This window comes from Neorhodopirellula pilleata (assembly GCF_007859915.1).
GTDB classification, from domain to species: Bacteria; Planctomycetota; Planctomycetia; order Pirellulales; family Pirellulaceae; genus Rhodopirellula; species Rhodopirellula pilleata.
This window is the reverse complement of record NZ_SJPM01000002.1, coordinates 759,869-778,239: the sequence shown is the minus strand read 5'-3', so window position 1 is coordinate 778,239 and position 18,371 is coordinate 759,869. Positions and strand designations below refer to the sequence as shown.

At 55.1% G+C, this 18,371-nt stretch carries 14 protein-coding genes; 6 read left to right on the top strand and 8 right to left on the bottom strand.

Going from position 1 to position 18,371, the window contains the following annotated elements; all coding sequences use genetic code 11:
* Positions 1-17 precede the first annotated feature (17 nt).
* Positions 18-995 carry a PAS domain-containing protein gene (locus Pla100_RS08015; protein ID WP_146577123.1) on the top strand — a complete coding sequence of 326 codons (978 nt, stop codon included), beginning with the start codon at positions 18-20 and terminating at the stop codon, positions 993-995.
* Between the two features lie 161 nt (positions 996-1,156).
* Complete coding sequence (locus Pla100_RS08010; protein WP_456238268.1) at positions 1,157-3,250, top strand: hypothetical protein; 2,094 nt, start codon at positions 1,157-1,159, stop codon at positions 3,248-3,250.
* On the opposite strand, the gene Pla100_RS08005 is transcribed toward Pla100_RS08010, so the two are convergent.
* Positions 3,251-4,789, bottom strand: coding sequence for a sulfatase family protein (locus tag Pla100_RS08005; RefSeq protein ID WP_231602827.1), 1,539 nt, complete (start codon positions 4,787-4,789; stop codon positions 3,251-3,253).
* Positions 4,790-4,953: 164 nt separating this feature from the next.
* Between Pla100_RS08005 and Pla100_RS08000 the strand changes: the two genes are divergently transcribed.
* From Pla100_RS08000 to Pla100_RS07985, 4 genes are all read left to right on the top strand, one after another.
* Entirely contained in the window at positions 4,954-6,003 is a 1,050-nt protein-coding gene (locus tag Pla100_RS08000) for an FAD-dependent oxidoreductase (RefSeq protein ID WP_146577120.1), read from the top strand.
* Between the two features lie 46 nt (positions 6,004-6,049).
* Positions 6,050-6,502 (top strand): hypothetical protein, encoded by a 453-nt coding sequence (locus tag Pla100_RS07995; protein WP_197167767.1) that lies wholly within the window; start codon positions 6,050-6,052, stop codon positions 6,500-6,502.
* Between the two features lie 64 nt (positions 6,503-6,566).
* A complete protein-coding gene (locus tag Pla100_RS07990) occupies positions 6,567-7,175 on the top strand; it encodes a tetratricopeptide repeat protein (protein ID WP_197167766.1) in 609 nt (202 codons plus the stop codon).
* A gap of 91 nt (positions 7,176-7,266) precedes the next feature.
* Entirely contained in the window at positions 7,267-7,758 is a 492-nt protein-coding gene (locus Pla100_RS07985) for a DinB family protein (RefSeq protein ID WP_146577118.1), read from the top strand.
* Positions 7,759-7,903: 145 nt separating this feature from the next.
* On the opposite strand, the gene Pla100_RS07980 is transcribed toward Pla100_RS07985, so the two are convergent.
* The 7 genes from Pla100_RS07980 to Pla100_RS07950 all read right to left on the bottom strand — a co-directional run bounded on the left by Pla100_RS07980 (position 7,904) and on the right by Pla100_RS07950 (position 18,242).
* Positions 7,904-9,013 (bottom strand): EAL domain-containing protein, encoded by a 1,110-nt coding sequence (locus tag Pla100_RS07980; protein WP_197167765.1) that lies wholly within the window; start codon positions 9,011-9,013, stop codon positions 7,904-7,906.
* A complete protein-coding gene (locus tag Pla100_RS07975; protein WP_146577116.1) occupies positions 9,010-12,594 on the bottom strand; it encodes a protein kinase domain-containing protein in 3,585 nt (1,194 codons plus the stop codon). The genes Pla100_RS07980 and Pla100_RS07975 overlap by 4 nt, the downstream gene beginning before the upstream one ends.
* A gap of 169 nt (positions 12,595-12,763) precedes the next feature.
* Positions 12,764-13,747, bottom strand: coding sequence for a DUF6666 family protein (locus tag Pla100_RS07970; RefSeq protein ID WP_146577115.1), 984 nt, complete (start codon positions 13,745-13,747; stop codon positions 12,764-12,766).
* Positions 13,748-13,977: 230 nt separating this feature from the next.
* Entirely contained in the window at positions 13,978-15,258 is a 1,281-nt protein-coding gene (locus tag Pla100_RS07965; protein WP_146577114.1) for a GNAT family N-acetyltransferase, read from the bottom strand.
* Between the two features lie 33 nt (positions 15,259-15,291).
* On the bottom strand, positions 15,292-15,444 hold the full coding sequence (ykgO, locus tag Pla100_RS07960; RefSeq protein ID WP_068259038.1) for a type B 50S ribosomal protein L36: 153 nt from the start codon (positions 15,442-15,444) through the stop codon (positions 15,292-15,294).
* 88 nt (positions 15,445-15,532) lie between these two features.
* Positions 15,533-17,293 carry a hypothetical protein gene (locus Pla100_RS07955; protein WP_231602826.1) on the bottom strand — a complete coding sequence of 587 codons (1,761 nt, stop codon included), beginning with the start codon at positions 17,291-17,293 and terminating at the stop codon, positions 15,533-15,535.
* A gap of 292 nt (positions 17,294-17,585) precedes the next feature.
* Positions 17,586-18,242 (bottom strand): FHA domain-containing protein, encoded by a 657-nt coding sequence (locus tag Pla100_RS07950; protein ID WP_146577113.1) that lies wholly within the window; start codon positions 18,240-18,242, stop codon positions 17,586-17,588.
* Positions 18,243-18,371 lie beyond the last annotated feature (129 nt).

The following is an 18,371-nucleotide window of genomic DNA, read 5'->3' as shown; positions in this document are numbered from 1 at the left end:
CACTCATTGAGCAGCCAATGATGGTTCTGCACTTTCCCTCGCTTGCCGAAACGAACGAGCGTTTGAAGGACGAGGTCGCACAGCGTCAAGAATCGCAACGACGATTACAGGAGGCCAAAGAACGTCACGATGCCTTACTCGAGGGGACTCGCAGTATCGTATGGACGACCGATCCGGCTGGTCGCTTCGTCGATCCACAGAACTCGTGGGAACGATATACGGGGCAGGCATTTCAAGATCATCGTGAGTTTGGTTGGCTCAATGCGATTCACCACGATGATATGCCGGACTTGAAACGCCGTTGGCAAGAGGCCGTTGACTCACAGACCCACTACCAATCAGGTGGGCGTATTTGGCACGCCGAATCACAAACTTATCGCTCTTTTGTCGCCGAGGCGGTCGCGATCAAGAATCAAGATGGGACCATTCGCGAATGGATCGGGACGGTCAGCGACATTGAGGACCAACAACAGGCGGAGGTGGCGCTCAGCATCGCACAGCAAAGGCTGTTGGAGCAAAAGCATGAACTGGAGTTGATCTATGAAGCTGCGCCGGTTGGTTTGTCTTTAATGGATCGCGAATACCGATTTCTCCGAGTCAACGAAACGCTCGCGAGGATCAACGGAATTTCAAAGCAAGAACATATCGGAGAACGGGCCGACCGCTTGTTACCCGATCTGCACGAAAAGCTCTTTCCGATTTATGAGGAAGTCTTTCGGACCGGCCGACCGAAGCTCAACGTCGAAATCGTGGGCAAGACGCCGGCGAGCGAAGAGCCGAAAACATGGTTGGCGAGTTATTACCCGCTTGAACTTCCAGGCAACGGTGATGACCTCAGCAAAAACGATCCGCACGGAGAAATCGCCGCGTCCCGATCGGTCAGGGCGGTCAGTGCGATCGTCCAAGACATCACTGATCGCAAGCGAACGGAGACTCGGTTGATCCAAAGTGAAGCGGCGGCGGGAGAGGCTCGAACGACTTCGAAATCGCATTGACCACCAGTGAACAACGCGTGGGATGTCGAACGCATTGACTTGACTCGATCGATTCGAAACAAGTGAACCGCGGATTGATCTTGATGCGAGAGCCTGTTTCGAGTTATCGCTGGAGATTGAAGTCCTTCGACCGTTCCACCTATCACGACGGAAGCCGCACGATGCGTCGGTCCTCGCTCCTGATTCCATTCTTGTTCTTGCTGACGTTCGGCACCTTGGGCCTGAATTCGACGCCGCTTCAGGCGGATGAGTCTTCCGAGGGCGGCCAAGGCGTGGTTGACGATCCGTATTTGGTCTTTGTTGCCGAAGAAACGGCTCATCTGCGATGCGGCCCGTCGGGTGAATATTATCGCACCGATCCGCTGCGACACGGACAAGAACTCGAGGTGTATGTGGAGACCGCCGAAGGTTGGCTGGGTGTCCGGCCGACGGACGACAGTTTTTGCTGGATTCCCGCTGAAACGGTGAAGTTGCTGAACGAACAAGATGCCGATTCTCGCGGCGTAATTCGTCCGACAGCGATCGCAGGAAAAGCCGTTCAAGCAGAGGTCATCGAGAACAAGACCGTCGCCTGGATCGGCACGAATCTGGGACGCGCTCGCCGATATCGATGGCAGGTTCAATTGGGCGAAGGTGAGATCGTTACCATCCTCGGGAGCAGCGAACGCGACGGTCCCGACGGACCACAAATTTGGTACCGCATCGTCCCACCGTCGGGTGAGTTTCGCTGGATCCATCGCAGTCAAACCGTCACAACCGCCGAAGAGTTGATCGCGGGCTTGCGAGATCCGGCAACGACACAAGCGAACGAACCGATCGAGTTCCTGCCCGCCGGTCCGACCGTCGTGCAAGCGAGTTTGGAAACCGATACCAATCCGGTTGAAATGCACCCGCGACCGTTGCGTCAGGTCTCCGATGAGCAACCAGAGTCGCGGGATTCAGACTTATCGATCGATGAAATCGAAGATCGCATTGATGCGCGACAGCGACGTCGTCTCGAACCGCTCGACCAACAAGCGGAAATCGATGCGATGCCGATTCAATCGAACCAACCTGAGCAAACTGGGCACGTGAATCATCATCCTCAGAGCTTTTCGCAACGAGTCACCGACGGGTTGTCGGCACTCATTAACGGTCGACGCGCCGACGGCAGCCAATCCGAACCGGCATCGCAACCCATGCCGGTAGGGCAATTTGAATCGAGTGAACGTTCTAGCCGCCGGGTCCCAGATCTGGTTCCGATCGGAAGCGGAGTTGTGGCCACCACCGCCCCTGACGCGACTACCGCTTTTCCGGCCGCTTCCTCGCCGATCTCTCCTGTCCAGCCAATGGTAACTCAAGAGGATTTGGCGTCATCGTCGACGCCGAAAACGGTCAACGCAACGGACCAGCCAGGATTGCGCTCGAATCAATCTCAAGTCGCGTTCACATCTGTACCGCGTTTAGTGACCCCCGCCAATACGCCCATCCAACCGACCGCAGCTTTCGCGGGCGATCAGTTTGCCGGCGATCAATTTACCGGCGATCTTCCTCGCGATCCTACCGTGGCGACGTTGGGAGTTCCTTCCGCGATGTCCGTTTCCGCTAACCCCACCGTAATAACACCCGGAAGTTTTCCACCTCCGGCCCGGACGCGAACGATCACCGCCGAGCAGCTCGATGCGGTTCGTCAAAGCGTCGCGACGGCGGCGACGGAATCGTTGCCGATGGAGCTTTCCAAGTTAATGGCTCGAGGTGCTTCGGCTCCGGAAATAGCCGTTGTTGCCGAGGCTGCTGAACGTCAGGGTAATCGCGAGTTAGCGATTCGAGCACGTGATTATCAGTTACTCGCCCGTCGCCGGGACGGTGACACCTTGATCGCTGGTGCGGCACTTTCGCTTCCTCCATCGGAGACAAATCGGGGTGTCATTTCGCAAACGTCCTTCACGCCGATCTTCTTTCCACCCCAACAATCCGTTCAACCCCATGAATCGCAGTCCGGTGCGTCCGCCGATCAAGTAGCCTTTAAGGCGACTGAACCAGTTCACCAGCAATCCGGACTCCTCGTCGAAGTGTATTCGGCGGATCCGAGTCGGCCGCCCTACGCGATCACCGATCGCGGAGGACGCACAATCGCTTACGTCACACCGGCTCCCGGCGTGGATGTCAAACAACATCTCGGAAGTGAAGTGCGTTTGAGCGGTGAGAGCGGTTATCTTCAAGGTCTCGACACGCCGCACATCCTTGCAATCGCGGCCGAACGTTTGATCCGATAGTCAGTGTGACCGGGTCAGTTCACCGAACCGATCGGCCGTGATCCACGAAAGATCTTTCCAATAGCCCGTGTCATTGGGTTGAGGCGGTCCGAGCGTCGTTCGGCCTCGCGTGATGATTTGATTGATCGCGTTGGTGAGCCGATCAACGACCTGTGGATGTTCCTTCATTTGATCGGACTGTTCGCCGCGATCAACGGCAAGGTCGTATAGCTCCCCTTTTTTCTTGGCAGAGAGCAGTATCAATTTCCAATTACCATCGGTGATCGAATAGCGACCGTCGTTGCCGTGATTGATCAGTGGCAATCGCTCATGTTTCGAGTCAGCATCCGTCAATACCGATGCAAAACTGTGGCTGTCTTCCCCGGCATTGTTTGGCAAAGGTACCGCGATCAATTCGGCGATTGTCGCTAACACGTCGATCTGTCCGACCGGACCGTCCCAACTTCGTGAGGGTTGTTTGATTCCGGCCGGCCATCGGACAAAGAATGGCACTCGGTGGCCGCCCTCGTAGACAGATCGTTTTCCTTCGCGTAGTCCACCGCGACTATCGTGGTTATGCTGTTTCTGATCTTGAGTCCATCGATTTTCGGGACCGTTGTCGCTGGTGAAGACGATCAGAGTGTTGTCATCGATCCCACCGCTTTCAAGGAATGCCAAGATCCGACCGATATGGTGATCGGTTTCAATCAAGAACTCCCCGTAGGCACCGCACTCACCCAGGCCGTGGTATTCCGGCAGGGGGCACACTGGATAGTGCGGCGAAGTATAGGGCAGATAAAGAAAGAATGGCTTATCGTGTTGGTCATCGATGGTCTTGCTTTTCATCCACTCGATGGCTTTGTCGGTGAACCGGGTTAGACATTGGTTGTCGATGAAGTCCGGAGCGACCTCGAATCCTTTACGTCCCAGGCTTTCTTGGGTTTGATCGGTCGTGACATCATAAGGCGGTGCGATTCGATAATCCAAATAGCGAGGGTTCGTTTTCTTGTTCGTCAAGAGTGTCGGTGGAGTCGCCGCATGACGGTTTTCGAACCAAGCTAAAACTCCGAAATTCAATGACGCGGGAACGCCATAGAAGTAATCGAAACCTTTGTCCAACGGCATGTCTCGCACCGGTTGAGACCAATCGCGACTATCGGCGGTTCCAGGAAAGTCCATGCCCAAGTGCCATTTGCCGACGATCGCGGTGTGGTAACCGTTTTGTTGAAGCAGTGATGCGAGCGTCATGCGACCATCGGCGATCAAACACGGTGCCTCGGCGCCGAATACGTTCTGTTTGAGCGTCGTCCGCCAACAGTAGCGGCCGGTCAGTAAACCATATCGTGACGGTGTACAAACCGAATCGGAACTATGGGCATTAGTGAACGTGATGCCTTCGCGAGCGAGGCGATCCATGTGCGGCGTTTGGAACTTCGCATTCGGATTCAACGCCGACACATCGCCGTATCCCTGATCGTCGGTGTATATGACGATGATGTTGGGGCGACGCCCCACCAAGCAATCGGAAGCTTCGTCCGCAAAACTGATCGTCTCAGACACGGTACACTGTCCAAGGACGCCGATTATCAACAAGATGCAAAAACGATAATATGGGAACCAATTCATGACTACGGAAAACTCGGGATGGGTTCAAGCGGGAACGAGCAAGCAAAACACCATGTTAACAAATCACCGAGCAAGGTAATCATGAGCGTTGAAACTGTATGAACATCGCAGTCATTGGGGGCGGGGTGATCGGATTGTCGGTTGCCCATCGCTTGGTCGGTTTCGGATGCAAGGTAACACTCTATTCGCCTCAACCGATTGAGCATATCACGTCATCCGTGGCGGCGGCGTACTGGGGGCCCGTTTGGATTGGCGAATACGACCGCCAATGGGCGGTCGATACTTTGGCCGAGTTTCAGCGACTCGCGGCTTTGGACGTGCCCGGAATCAGCGAAGTGGAGTTCGATAAATGGATGACCGACGACGCGGTCGAGGCGTTGAGTCTGACCACCGATCAAACGCATTGGTGGCGAGACCTGCCCGGAATTGATTTTCGAATCGAACCGTTTCCCTCCCGAACCAAGTTGCATGTCGATGGCGCGGATATCGCTTTCACTCATCGTATTCGTTTCCGCAGTATCGTCGCTCGTATGCCGGACTATCTTCGCTGGCTCGAGTCAGAACTGGTGTCATCAGGCCGGGTTGCGATCGAGCGACGCCGGATCAAATCGCTCGATCAATCTTGGGATGGATTCGATTATGTCGTCAACTGCACCGGCGCGGCCGCGAAATCCCTGTGTGCTGATGACCCGTCGACGGCGTCGATGAGGTTGGTGGCCGGCCATGCCGTCTTGGTGCATGCTCCAGGAATTCGCGTCGCCAGGTTGTTCGCCGGCGGACCGCTGGTGGGGCGACCGGTATACGTTGTGCCCCGTGCCGGTTCGGTTTCGGATGTTTTGGTCGGTGGAACAGCAATCGAAGTCAACGAGCCGATTGACTTTCGTGAGCCGATCACATTTCAGTTAGACGATCAATGCGCCGCCGTCATATCGCGAGCCCGGCAGTACGTTCCGGGATTAGAAGCAGTGGCCGAGCAAGCTCGTCTGGTCGGTTTGCGTCCGATTCGTGACGCAGTTCGCATCGAACGAGACTCGAAACGATGCAACGTCGTTCACTGTTACGGCCACGGCGGATCGGGGATGACGCTGTCGTGGGGGTCCGCAGATCGCGTTTGTGAAATAATTGATCTTGTCAGTTCGATAACTTGAGCGATACTTTGAAGTTGTCGGCGGTGATCCTTGGTGATCAGTCAAGATGATTCACCGCATCTACTTTGAATCCATGGCACACCAACCAACCACCCGCCATATTTTCTCTTTGGGATCGCTTCCCGATTGGCGTCGCCGTTTCGTCGATCGAACTTTGGTTTGTTTGGTTTTTCTGGCGGCGGCGATCCAGGTTCTTCCGGTCGGTTTGGCTTCATCGGCTACCGATCCAACCCAACTGGAATCAACGGCTGCGGATGGTCTGTCACTGACGAGAATCGTTAAGGTTGCCGGATCTTGGACCACTCTACCGACGTTATCCGCATGGTCGGTTGTTGCCCGCTGCATTGATGGTGAGCGTTTTCAACATTGCAGTGCGGCGTACCTGAGCCTGGCGGCGATTTCGAGTCGGCCTTCGTGCTGTATCGGGAAACTTAAGGTTGGCAGTTCAGCGATTTGTCGGCGAACTCTCGTGGATTTGAACGTGCGATTGCAGATTTAGGAACGATTGTCGTTCCTCATTTTTCAATCGACATTCATCTTCATCATTCACGAAAGTTAGCTCTATGTCTGCGCGCAACCACAACAACCCTTCTCAAGCATCATCGCGTTCCTCCTCCGGAGCCCGGCGATCCGGTTCTGAAGAAGCGGCACTTGATCCGGTGATCAAGCGAGCGGGACTTTTGATCCAGAAACACGATTATGCCGGAGCTGCCAATCTATTATCGGCGGCGGGGCGAGACTCTCAGTTTCGAAACATGCTCGGCGTGTGTTTGATGCGAATGGGGAAGGTCGATCAAGCCGTCGATGTTTACCGTTCGTTCGTCTTGGTCCCCGGAACCGTCTTGGAACGTTCCGACGTCAGCAACGCAAGCAAGCGAAACTACGCAACAGCATTGCTATTAAAGGGGTTCCCCAGCGGAGCGTTGTCCGTTTTGACCGAGATTCGTGATCCGAATCATCCAATGGCGGAGCGTTTGTATTTGGCGATCCGGCAATGGGAGCGAACGTTGACTTGGTTCCGCTGGCTGGACTGGAAACTCAATCGCGTCGAACCTGCGAAGTGTCGAATTCCACTTGCGTTTGAGCCCGGCGAGTTTGATTTCGAAGTTCAGACTCAGCCGCCCATCGGCCCGGAGAAATCTCGCAAGGCGTATTGGAAGCTCGCCGCATAACTTGGTATCGGGAATTAGACGTCGTCCCCACAAGGTCGCAAGACGCGGTACAATTTCCGCGTCACTTCCCGCTACCTAAACTGGAGACCCCATGGACGCCAAGACTTTGATTCGCCAAACCATCGCGACTACCGAGATGATTTGCAACACGTACTTAGCTGACCTGACGGATGAGGATCTGTTGCATCGTCCGGTGGCCGGTGCGAATCATATCAATTGGCAATGGGGGCACTTGATCGCTTCGGAGAAGATGCTCGGCGACCTCGTCAAACCGGGGGCGATGCCATCGTTGCCCGAGGGATTCGAAGAGAAGTACGGCAAGGAAACCGCTGCAGTCGACGATGCCGATCAATTCGCGACCAAGGCAGAATTGCAAGCGGCTCAGCAAACTCAGCGTGAAGCGTTGATGGCGTTACTAGACAATTTGAGCGTGGAAGAATTGTCCAATCCGGCTCCCGAACAAATGGCGGCGTTTTTCCCCAATGCGGCGTCGCTGATTCTGTCGGCTGATTCGCACTGGATGATGCATGCCGGCCAGTGGGCGGTCGTCCGTCGAGCACTCGGCAAGCCGCCGTTGTTCTAACGATTTCGGGTTCGTCTGCATCGTAACCCGACGCGTAAGGTTTGAACTTGCGTTTTTTTTTCGTAACCCGCTGCGTAAGCGAGGGGTGAGTCAATATCAATGATCCCTCGCTGACGCTTCGGGTTACGATTAAATCAACAGGCCGCTAAAGGCGAGCAACTGGGAAATTGATTTCCGATATTGGTGCCGGTCGGCCGTAGAGGAAACCTTGTCCGAGTTCGAATCCTAATTGACAACAGGTTTCGTGCTCGGCTTCGGTTTCAACGCCTTCGGCGAGAGTGGTCGTGCCGGCATCTTTCGCAATACGAATCAACGAACACAGAAGATCCTGGCGATTCTTTGAAGCGCTGTCGATGTCCCGGATCAGTTGCATGTCGAATTTCAAGACGTCCGGCGGGACTTCGACGAGTTCTAAGAGTCGGCCTTGTCCGGCACCGAAGTCGTCGTACGACAACCCCATTCCGAGTTCGGTAATGAGCTCGCGCAGCGCACGCATTTCTTCAAGCTGAGTGACGGCACCTTCGTGGACTTCGATCATGAAGTGGATACCGGGGAACTTCTCAGCGAGCGTCACCAGCGAATCCCTCAAACGTTCGGTACCGAATTCGACCGGGTGCGTGTTGAGATACACCTGCGAATCGAATCGATCGATTTGGGCCAATAGTCTTGCCGCCTCATCCCGCATCAACTCGCTCAGTCCGGCTTCCTGCCCCAAACGTTTTGCGACTTCGAACATGGCCGCTGGGTTTTTCAGTTCGGGCAAATTGCTTCGTGCGAGAACTTCATAGCCAGGTGTCGACAACCGGTCCATGGTGATAATCGGTTGCAAGTTGGGAACGACGGCTCGCTCGGATAGCAAGCGTTCGAAAGTTAAGAGCGTTTGGGCCCATGGGATCAAGCCTTCTTCCATGGTCCCGTCGACCACGTTGTCTTCCATCACACCCACGCGGAAAACCGCGTTGGCGAATTGCAGAAGATCGCCGTCTTTCAAAGTGGCGCGATGAACGGGCGACCCATTGTGGTGGGTGCCGTTAGTGCTGCCGAGGTCCTGCACGTGAAGGCAATCGTTCTCGGGCCATACCTTGGCATGCTGTTTGGAGATCGACGCAACCGCGATGCAAACATCCGCTTCGTCGGATCGCCCGATCGTTACCGGGCGTCCGGGTAACTTGATGGTGCGTTTTTGATGGTCGCCGCTTCCGTATTCGGTGAGCGTCCACGTGACATTGTTTTTGATTTCGTGGGAAAGAATCATATTCGCTTTACTCGCAAGTTCGGGCATCCTGGTAATGCCACCGATTCGATGGTGCTGGTTTCGTTTTGAAGTCGCTCGGCCACACTCGGATCGGTGTAGACGACCTCCGTAATCAACGTGTCGCCTCCGGCGAGTTCGGGAAGCGACATCGCCGCTCGGACGGTACCGCCGAAGTAATCGAGTTGATTGTTTTGGGTGGTGACGAGGGTTGGGCCGCTGTGAATGCCGATTCCTAGTTGGATACCCAAATGCGTATCCTTTTCAGTGATCGGTGTGTTCGAATCGGACAGTGCCACTCGAATTCGTTGAGTCGCGATCACGGCGTTGTCGCGGGAAAGGAAGCAAGCCAGCAGACTTTCGCCGATCGTCTTGACCACTTTGCCGCCACAGCTTTCGATCGTTCGATTCAAAAACTGGTGGTGTTCCAGGATCGCGGTGTAGGCTTCGGCGTCGCCCATCACGGCGTAGAGATCATCGACATTGTTGATGCACGTCGCCATGAACGTCATCGTTTCCGTTGCGATCGGATTGTCGCTCGCAAATTTTTGGTGAGGAAACAGCTTTCCAAACAATGGATTCGCTGACGCCATCGCGGCTGTGATGACATCATCACGAGGAATCATTCGCTCAACCCGAACGACATGCAGTTGATCGAAGTCATTCTCAATTGTGAATGTCTGGCGTCCCGCGCGCAGCTTAGGTGTATGCGTCCCGTGTCCGAGTGTCGACAACGAGATATCGAGCAATGAGGGTGCGGCCGTTGATTGCACCCGGATCGATTGTGTCTGGGGCAGTCTCGGTCCGCGGATGAGGTAGTCGCCCGAGGACAGGTCCAGTGACAGATTGAGGCACTCACCCGGCTCGATGCGGACTTGTGCGAGAACGTGAGGGGAATGCTCCGGTCCACCGATGCAGTATTGTCCGGTGTTGACCTCGCGGATTTCAGGATGTGCCTGGAATACCATCTCGATCGAGCCGGCGAGGTTTGATTGGAAGTCGACGTCACAAGCTTCGCAGTGGGTATGCGAGTTCACGGTTGCCAACTGGTCAACCGAAAGGGCCGAAACACGGCAGGTCGGACACAACACTTCCCAGCGTAGATTCAGGATTCCTTCTCCGGCGGCGATCAAGCACGCGTCAATGAATTCGCGGCTTTCAATGCCGAAACGATCGGCCAACGCGATCGGTCGTAACTGAGCAAGTTCTTGCGCTGAAGAATGTCGCAGTACGGATTCGAGGATCGACGCGACATCAGGTGAAACGCCCGCAGCGATCACTTTGTCGAGACGTTGTTGCAGACGAGTTGCGTTGGGTTTGGCGAGCGGTGGGATGGTTCGGTAGGCATCGATGCCCTGGTCTCGCGGAAGTCGTCCTTGCACGGAGCGATCCATTCGTCGATAGACGCGATCGAGATGACGAAATCCTTTCCAATCCGCCTCTATCTTAGTTAGCACGCGGCCGAGTAAATTGCGAGGCTCGATGCGAACCTGATGAGACAACACCGTGCCACCATCGGGACGTTCCTGCATGGTGACAATGCTCATGAACCATTTGAAGGGACCGGTTTCGAACTCACGCAAGATTCCCATGCGTTGGCCTTCGATCCATTCGAACGGATGTTCTTCCCATGCCACTTTGACTCCACCCAAGGTGAACGATCCGAACTTGCGAAGCCCCAGTTCGGGATCCTTCACCGTTTGATAGTCGACCGATGGCAGACCGATCGCTTCGTTCAAGCGTTCCGTGTTGGAAACCAGTGGCCACAATTGAGCGGGAGTGCTATCGAGATCCCATGTGACGGTTTTTTCCCAAACACGTCCATCGAGATGACTCGCGGGGAGCTTGGGATGCGCTTCCATTTGCGACGCTTCACCACGCAGGACCTGAAGTATTTCAGTCAGCAACTGCCCCGCATCTCCGAATCGATCGTTCGGATTCTTGGCTAGCGCCCGTTGCACGATCCGCGCGGTCGCATCACTGACGGTCGCGTTTCGTTTCTGAATCGAAGGTACCGGATCGAAGCAGTGCATCGCCGCCAGTTTCATGAAGTCGTCCGACTCGAACGGGACGCTGCCTGCAAGCATTTGAAACAAGGTGATGCCGATCGAATACACGTCGGTCGCCGGCCCAATCGCGCCAGTGGATTTACACTGTTCAGGCGACATGTATTTGGGCGTTCCGATCACCGATCCGGCAACCGTCATCTCCATCGATTCGCTTTGGTGAACGTGACGTGCGATGCCGAAGTCGGTTAGTTTCAGCGAGAAATCCTCGATCGGATGCTCGGCGAGCGGTTCATCGCCGAACGCTATGTCATTACGTAGTTTCAGTAGAACGTTTTCAGGTTTGATGTCACGGTGGATCACCTCGCGAGCATGTGCGTCAACGAGCGCTCGAGCGAGATCGGCGGTGATTTGCAGTGCGACCTGTTCTGGAATCGCCGACCGCTGCGCCAACCACGCTTTAAGATCAACGCCTTCGATGAATTCCATCGCCAAGAAGTGATGACCGCTGTCCTCACCCACTTCGATCAGTTTCGTAACGTGGTCGTTTTGAACGTCCGCCAACAATCTGGCCTCTTTGCGAAATCGACGAACTGATTGGGCGATGTCTTTTCCCGTGCTCCGCAGGACCTTCACGGCGACGGTCTCGCCGCTCGCTAAGTCGGTTGCTCGGAACACGGTCCCCATACCGCCTTCACCGATCTTATCGTCGATTCGAAACCGTCCGAGTTGATGGCAGACGGTCTCGACGGAGGAATGATTTGCCGATCCTCCGACATGCATACGGCTGGTTCCTCCTGAACCGATCGGCATGGGCGGGATGATCACCACGCCGGTTTGATCCATCGAAGGCTGTTCGTCTTGAACCGGCTTCAGGATGGATTTCCATTGCCTGAGCGTGGGCGCGTTCGCATCGTCGGTGGCGGCATCGGAATCTTTGATCCAACGTCGCAGTATCGCACGACTTCGACCGCCGATCAAATTTGCCGCTTCGGCGTCCGACGATTCGACGATGCTGAGCAACAGACGCCTCAACAACGTATGCAAATGTACTAGATCATTCTCGATCGAACATTCGCCCGCAATCACATCCTCGTTGAATTCGGTCGCCGTAAAGTCAATGAAGACTTGAGGATTGCGATCGGCGCGAGCAACAAGAATATTTTTGTCCGAGAAGTTCCCATGGCACAAACCAATGCGATGCGCTGCCGCGCAAGCATCGATCACCGTGACCGCAATCACGTATCGTTCGATGGAAGTGAGGTCGTCCAAATGAACAGACAAACGATCTGCCAACGGATCGAGCCCGATGGGAACGGCCAACTTGAACGAAGCAGGCGTGCCAGCGCAGTCATGCTCGACGACCGGTCGAATCGATGGGTGGTTGAGGAGTTCGAGTCGATTGAGTTGTGATTCGACCTCAGCGATACGTTCGATGGACGCGCTGGAGAGCACCCGAACCTCGACGCAAGTTCCGTTGGGATGATGTTCCAGCAAAGATTCGCCGTCGGTCCCTGTTGTCAGGGGCTTCAGACGCACGGGTAAGAATTCGACGTTGATCGTTTGATCGGCACTCATCCCAACTTCACTGATAATTGACCACGGCAATTTCGCTCGGTGAAGTGTTCGCCGAATTTGACGCCTGGGCAAAGAAATTGGCCTGACGCCGTGTCAATAATCGAGAGTCATTCTGATGCTAGGGAAGATGCCGGTTGCTTCGAATCACCCCGTAATATCCGTACACTGCTCAAGGAACGAGATCGACCGCGAACGATGTGGGCGCGGCGACGGAGAGAAATGGTGAGTACTGTCTTCGGTGAGCTACCTTGGCGTTGGTGAAGGGATACCACGCGATTCCGAAGAATGCGTCCACGGTTCCGGAGTCCGCAGGCAGGATGAGATTGGTTTCGCCGTAAAGGGCGAATGAATCATTCAATGGTGCCACAAAATCAGCGCCGATCACAGCGTCATTCTCGCGCGACGGTGCCGCGCCAAAGGCTGCATTGGACTCTCCGTGTTCGTCGACCAGTCCAAACCACCACGTCGATTGAACTCCCGTTTCAAAAAAGTGACGAACGAAGACACTACCTTGATTGATACTGCGCAGTGTTACCGGATTGCCTAAGTATTCTGCGGTATCATCGAAGGCACGAAAGCGACCGGTGACTCCGACCTGAGTTTGACAGGTGATGTCATAGCTTGCTCGCGCTCGAAACTGTCCCAGCGATGTCGTATCAAAGCCGTCTTGGTAAAGGTAATCAAAAACACCACCGAAACCCCATCGTCCGTGCCGCTGAAATAATCCGAACGTGGTAAAGCTTTGGAATCGGTTGGTGTCCTCTCCCATTAATTCAAAAACGCGAACCGCATTATCGGTGGTCGTGACCGCCGTTCCGATTTGATATCCGATGCCATAAGACTCGATCAGTGGCGCGGAAAAAGCGGCACGCAGTCGCACACCGAGATCCGCGTTAACACCAAAGTCTTGTGGCTGCTTGGAACCATCGATCGCCGCAAACAATGAGAGTTGCTCGAGAAAATTCGAGTGAGCCGATTGATGAGGCGTTGGTCGATGCCCCACTAATTGAATCGTATCGACCTGACTGCGACTCGTCGTCGGTGTGTCCATCAATGAGAGCCCGGTGGCGAACGTCTCATCGAGCAAATCTTCCGCGTTGAGACAGTAGCATTCCATGCACGCACCGAGGATGATCAACTTGACCAAGTGCATGCAAAAGATCTGAGAGCGTTTAGGTATCACGGCCAACGACCTGGTCAAAAGTTCATGGAATTGTCGACAGCGACGTTTGCCCGCTTTACTCGTTCGCTAACGATCAATTCGGCATATCCGATCGGGTGGTTTGACCGTCACAAAGAATCCGATGCAGCCAGATGCGAATCGGCCGAGCCAATCCGCACAACCGTCAAGCACGCCTGTGGTAGTTGGCCCGTGAATTTGAACTAGCTGAGCTTTTGAATACCGGCGGTTGGGTGGATCGTACGCCAACCTTTCTTGAAGAATTCTTTCATCGGCATCCGTTTCAAACAGGCGACCGCTTGCTGTTTGAAGCGATAGTTCACGCGTTGCCATTTCGAGTCAGTAATGATTCCGAAGGCAACTCGCGAAGTCGTTCCGGTTTGTTTTTGTTTGTACGGTTGTTCCCCGTAGCCCATGTCGATTCCGTCGATCCCGTGCAGGGTTGCCGCGCGTACTATTTCAGTAAAGAGCGCCGTCCCAGGCGAGCATCGCGAGAACGCAGGATCGTAGGTCGGAAACCAATAATGCAATTGGCCACGCTCGATCATGCCGATATGGGCGGCGACGACGTGGTCACCTGCCCGCAGCACCGATAGCAAGCCTCGCAATGACTCGTCGGCAAAGGACATTGAATCGCAGGATTGGGTACCCGCGAGCATTCCCGGTTCGTGGAGTACCTGTATCAATCGACGTGTCCAGTCGGGCAAAAACAGATCCAGGATATGAGTCCGCTGGTATTGAGCCCGCTTCCAAGTGATTGCTTGTTCGAGCACATCCGGACAACGGCAGTCGATTTCCAAACGAAGCGGACCGAATTCTCGTTCGAGCTTCCGTGTTTTTTGGCCTTGCTTGCCGATCGTGCGGTGTTCTCTTTCCAGCCTTCTCAAAAACGCCGGTGAATCACCTTCGAAGTCGGCCCGAAATGCCTTCACTTCCTGTAGTCGATAGTCGGAGATCCAAGAAGCTTCGGCCTGAATGATCGCGTGCAACTCGAAGGCAGCGACGTCACAGGCTCGCATCCACTGGGACCAATCGATCCGCTCGCTCGCCAAGCCGATCACGTTCTGAGCATCGTTCAGGAAGCGACCTACCGGCAATCCGATCCGCCCGATCCGATGAAACGGCAGGAACCCGATCGCATCAGCAGCATCGGATGAGCACGCGTCGGAAACCGGACCCGAAAAAGCCACGGCAACCAACACGTCGCCTCGGGCGGCCTGAACGGCGGAAGCAAACCGAGGTGAAAAGAACGGGTGGTCTCGATGACCGGATGATTCGGCAAGCGAGTCTCGGCGGACCGACTCCCATCGCTGAAGCATGGCCGGCGATAGTCCGGCGAAGGGAAACACACGGATTTGCGCCGCAGTAACGATTCCGTTGTCTGCGTAGCCTGCCCTTCGGACGGGGGGCGAAGTTCGTTGGATCGACACTCCGCCCAGTTGGTCGTTGTCGAGCTGGCCGATTCCCAACGACAAATCGCTCATTGCCGAAAAGCCAATGTTAGATAAGGGAGACCACTATCGACGTGTTTTTTTGACTTTGGCACCGCCTTGGCGAACCTTAAATTTGGGATTGCTCTTGCAGATCACGTAAATGCGACCGCGACGTTTGACGACTTGGCAATCGGGGTGGCGGTACTTCAACGCACCAATGCTACTAACAACCTTCATGGAATGTATCTCAAAAAAAGAACAAACGTGAGTTTTGGGGGTGAGGGGCACGCAGGATAGCGAATTTCTCGCCGTCGACAACGCCAACTCAACCGTTCCGTTGCAACATTCCTCGGAAGCTGGGAATGAGGTCCTCGAGCGAAAACAGGCAGAACGACCATTCGCGGCTAGCCAAAATGGATTCCTCGGCCTCTTGTTGGTGCAATCTTTCCAGTTCAGCGAGCAGTTTCGCTCGGCGCGGTTCTAAGATTCGAGAAATTTGCTGATTAACTGCTTCGATTTCTTGCTGCCATCTTTGCTTTCTCGGCCAGTTCTTGGCGTGCGGATCACTCGGGTCAGCGTGATCGTCCAATTCGTTCAGGAGACCCGTTTTCAAGGAAACTAGGCGGTCGGTCTCTTGGCTACCTCCGTCAAGGAAACGTTCGCCCTGGTAGTGGGTGTCGCGGATTTGACGTTGAAGGTTCGCAACTTTCATCGACCGGTCGTCGTCGATCGTTTGGCCAGGCAGACGAACCGTGGCCGAAACGACCTGAAAAGCGGGCGGCACGACGCCAAAGAATTGCTCGATAATGCGATCGGCGAGTTGATCGTATTTCCCACCGCCTATCCCGTGCAGGAATAAATCGCTGAGTACAAGTCGGGCGAACATCGTCGTGACGAGCGCCCGGGGACGCAGTTTGAACTCGGGCGAAGCCGCGTCGACCAACATCTCTGCCGCCGCATCCGGGTCGCCGGCAGGAACTTCGACGGTCATTTCCCTTTCGGGCGAACGGTCGCTGATTTGTAATCGGCTACCCACGCGGCGAACCCAAACGCCTCGTCGTTGAGGCGAGTCGTTGCCATAAACCCACAGCGGCAGTTCCCACCACTGCGAAAGATTCCCGGCGTTGGGATCTCCGACGTCGGGTTTGGCGAGATTGGGAACCGGGTGCGCGGTGCTGCGGATTCCGTGCCACGCCCGATAGTGCTCAGCGGCGGCGTTATAGATTTGATGAAAACGCTCGAATTGATCGATGATCTCCATCACGAAACGGGCAAACGGCAAGCCTCGAACGGCCACACCGAGCGGAATCTCCAGTGTGTTCCAACCGAGTTCGCCTTCCAACGCATGACGGGCCTGGGCCAGGGCACAACCGGCGATCTCGCAACGCCGGATGGCGTCTCTCGCGTGCGGCCACAACGACGTGACCAACGGATCGGAAACGATCGGCGAGATCGCGTGCTTGACTTCACGTTCGAAAGCATCGAATTGACGCAGGTCGCGGATCTTGGCTTGCTCAAACGGCATTCCCATGCCGCCGGCGTCGTAGTTGACGGTCGTTGCCCGCACACGGCCGAGCGAATCGTGATTCGGGACCCGGATCGAGCGACTCGAGGCGACATCGTTGTCGATCACCAAGTTAATCGCATGAGCGCCGGTGTCCGAACCGATCTGATCCAGCGCAAAATTCTTGAACCATACGCCTGGATGGAAGAGTGTTGGCTGATGTCCGGCCATCACAATCGGGCGACTTGCGAACGGATCGATCTCGGGAACGTTTCGATAGACCGACGTGTAACGAATCGCGTCGTCGAGAAGTTGCCGCCGGGCGGTTTTGATCAACTCGGTCCAAAACTCGGAACGAATCGCCGGTCTGACCTCATGAGGTTTGGCCGAGGCCTCCTCTTGCTGGCGGACCAGGTTGTGCTTCAGCCACAATTCGGCGTCTTGAATCGGCGGATCGAGCAATGCAGTTCGATCCTCACGCGTGGCACGAAAAGACCGATAGCCGGATTCGTTTTTGACAACCGGTGTTACATCGGTCAGGTCGGCTGGGAGACGCGAATCGGAAATGGCGGGCGGATTCAAAATAATGGGTCTTCGGCAAAAACGTTTCGAAGCTGGATAAGGTCGCCTGCGGTCACTATCAGATCAAGTCAAAAACGTCCCTCAATCGCTGTTGAAGTGCAAAAAGAACGCCGAAGTGTCCGCAAAATCAGTAATTGCCTAATCCGTTAAATCAACAGACCGTTTCGCGAAGGGCCCTCCCTCAAACCATTAGAACCTATCCGAAAAGGGGTCTGACCCTTTGGAGGCGAGTCGTTTTTCATTCGTTTGAGGGTATCGCCGGAGAGGGTCAAACCCCTTTTCGGATAGTTGCTTAAGGCCAGTCCGGGTCGGTCACCGAACGATTCAGCGTCGCCAAGCGAGACTGCACGTCCAACAGTCGCTGCCACGCGGACTGTTTGAGCATGACTTGTTCGGTGCTTTCGTCCGTCTCGGCCGTCTCGATCAAACGTTCCAATCGGTTTTGCAAGAAGTCCAAAATCTCACAAAGCTGAGCCTTTTGCCCAGGCGTCAGATCGTCGGGGATTGCCGGCAATTCTTCGACTTGGAGAGCGTCGACCGGCATCGGACTTTCCGGTTCCTGGTGCAATTCCACCGCGATCGATTCATCGGAGGACTTGATATCCCGGTTCAGATTGGCCCCGCCGCCCATCAAACGCAACCGTTCGGCAATCTGCTCCTCCGAACCGAGCAGCAAGAGACTGCGTCCGACCGCGATCAAATCCCCATGGCGAAGAATCTTTAACTGGCACTCCGTTCCATTGACTTTGGTGCCGTTGGTGCTGTCCAAATCGGTCAGCACCAGACGATCATTGTCGCGCTGGATCTTGAGGTGACACCGGCTGACCCGCTCGTCGTTAAGCTGGATATCGTTGCCTTCCTCGCGTCCGATCGTCAGCGGCGGCGTGATCTCCTCGAACAACTTACCGCGATCGGCACCGTGCAGCACTTTGATCGTTACATTCGTCACCGATTGGCCTCGATCGAGAAGTCGTGAAGAAAAGGGTTCATTGGGAGAAGTCAATGAATTCTACCACGACTATAAACGCGTCAATGGCCGTCGTCGCCCGCAAAGGCGGTTTTAAGAGGCAAATTTTAC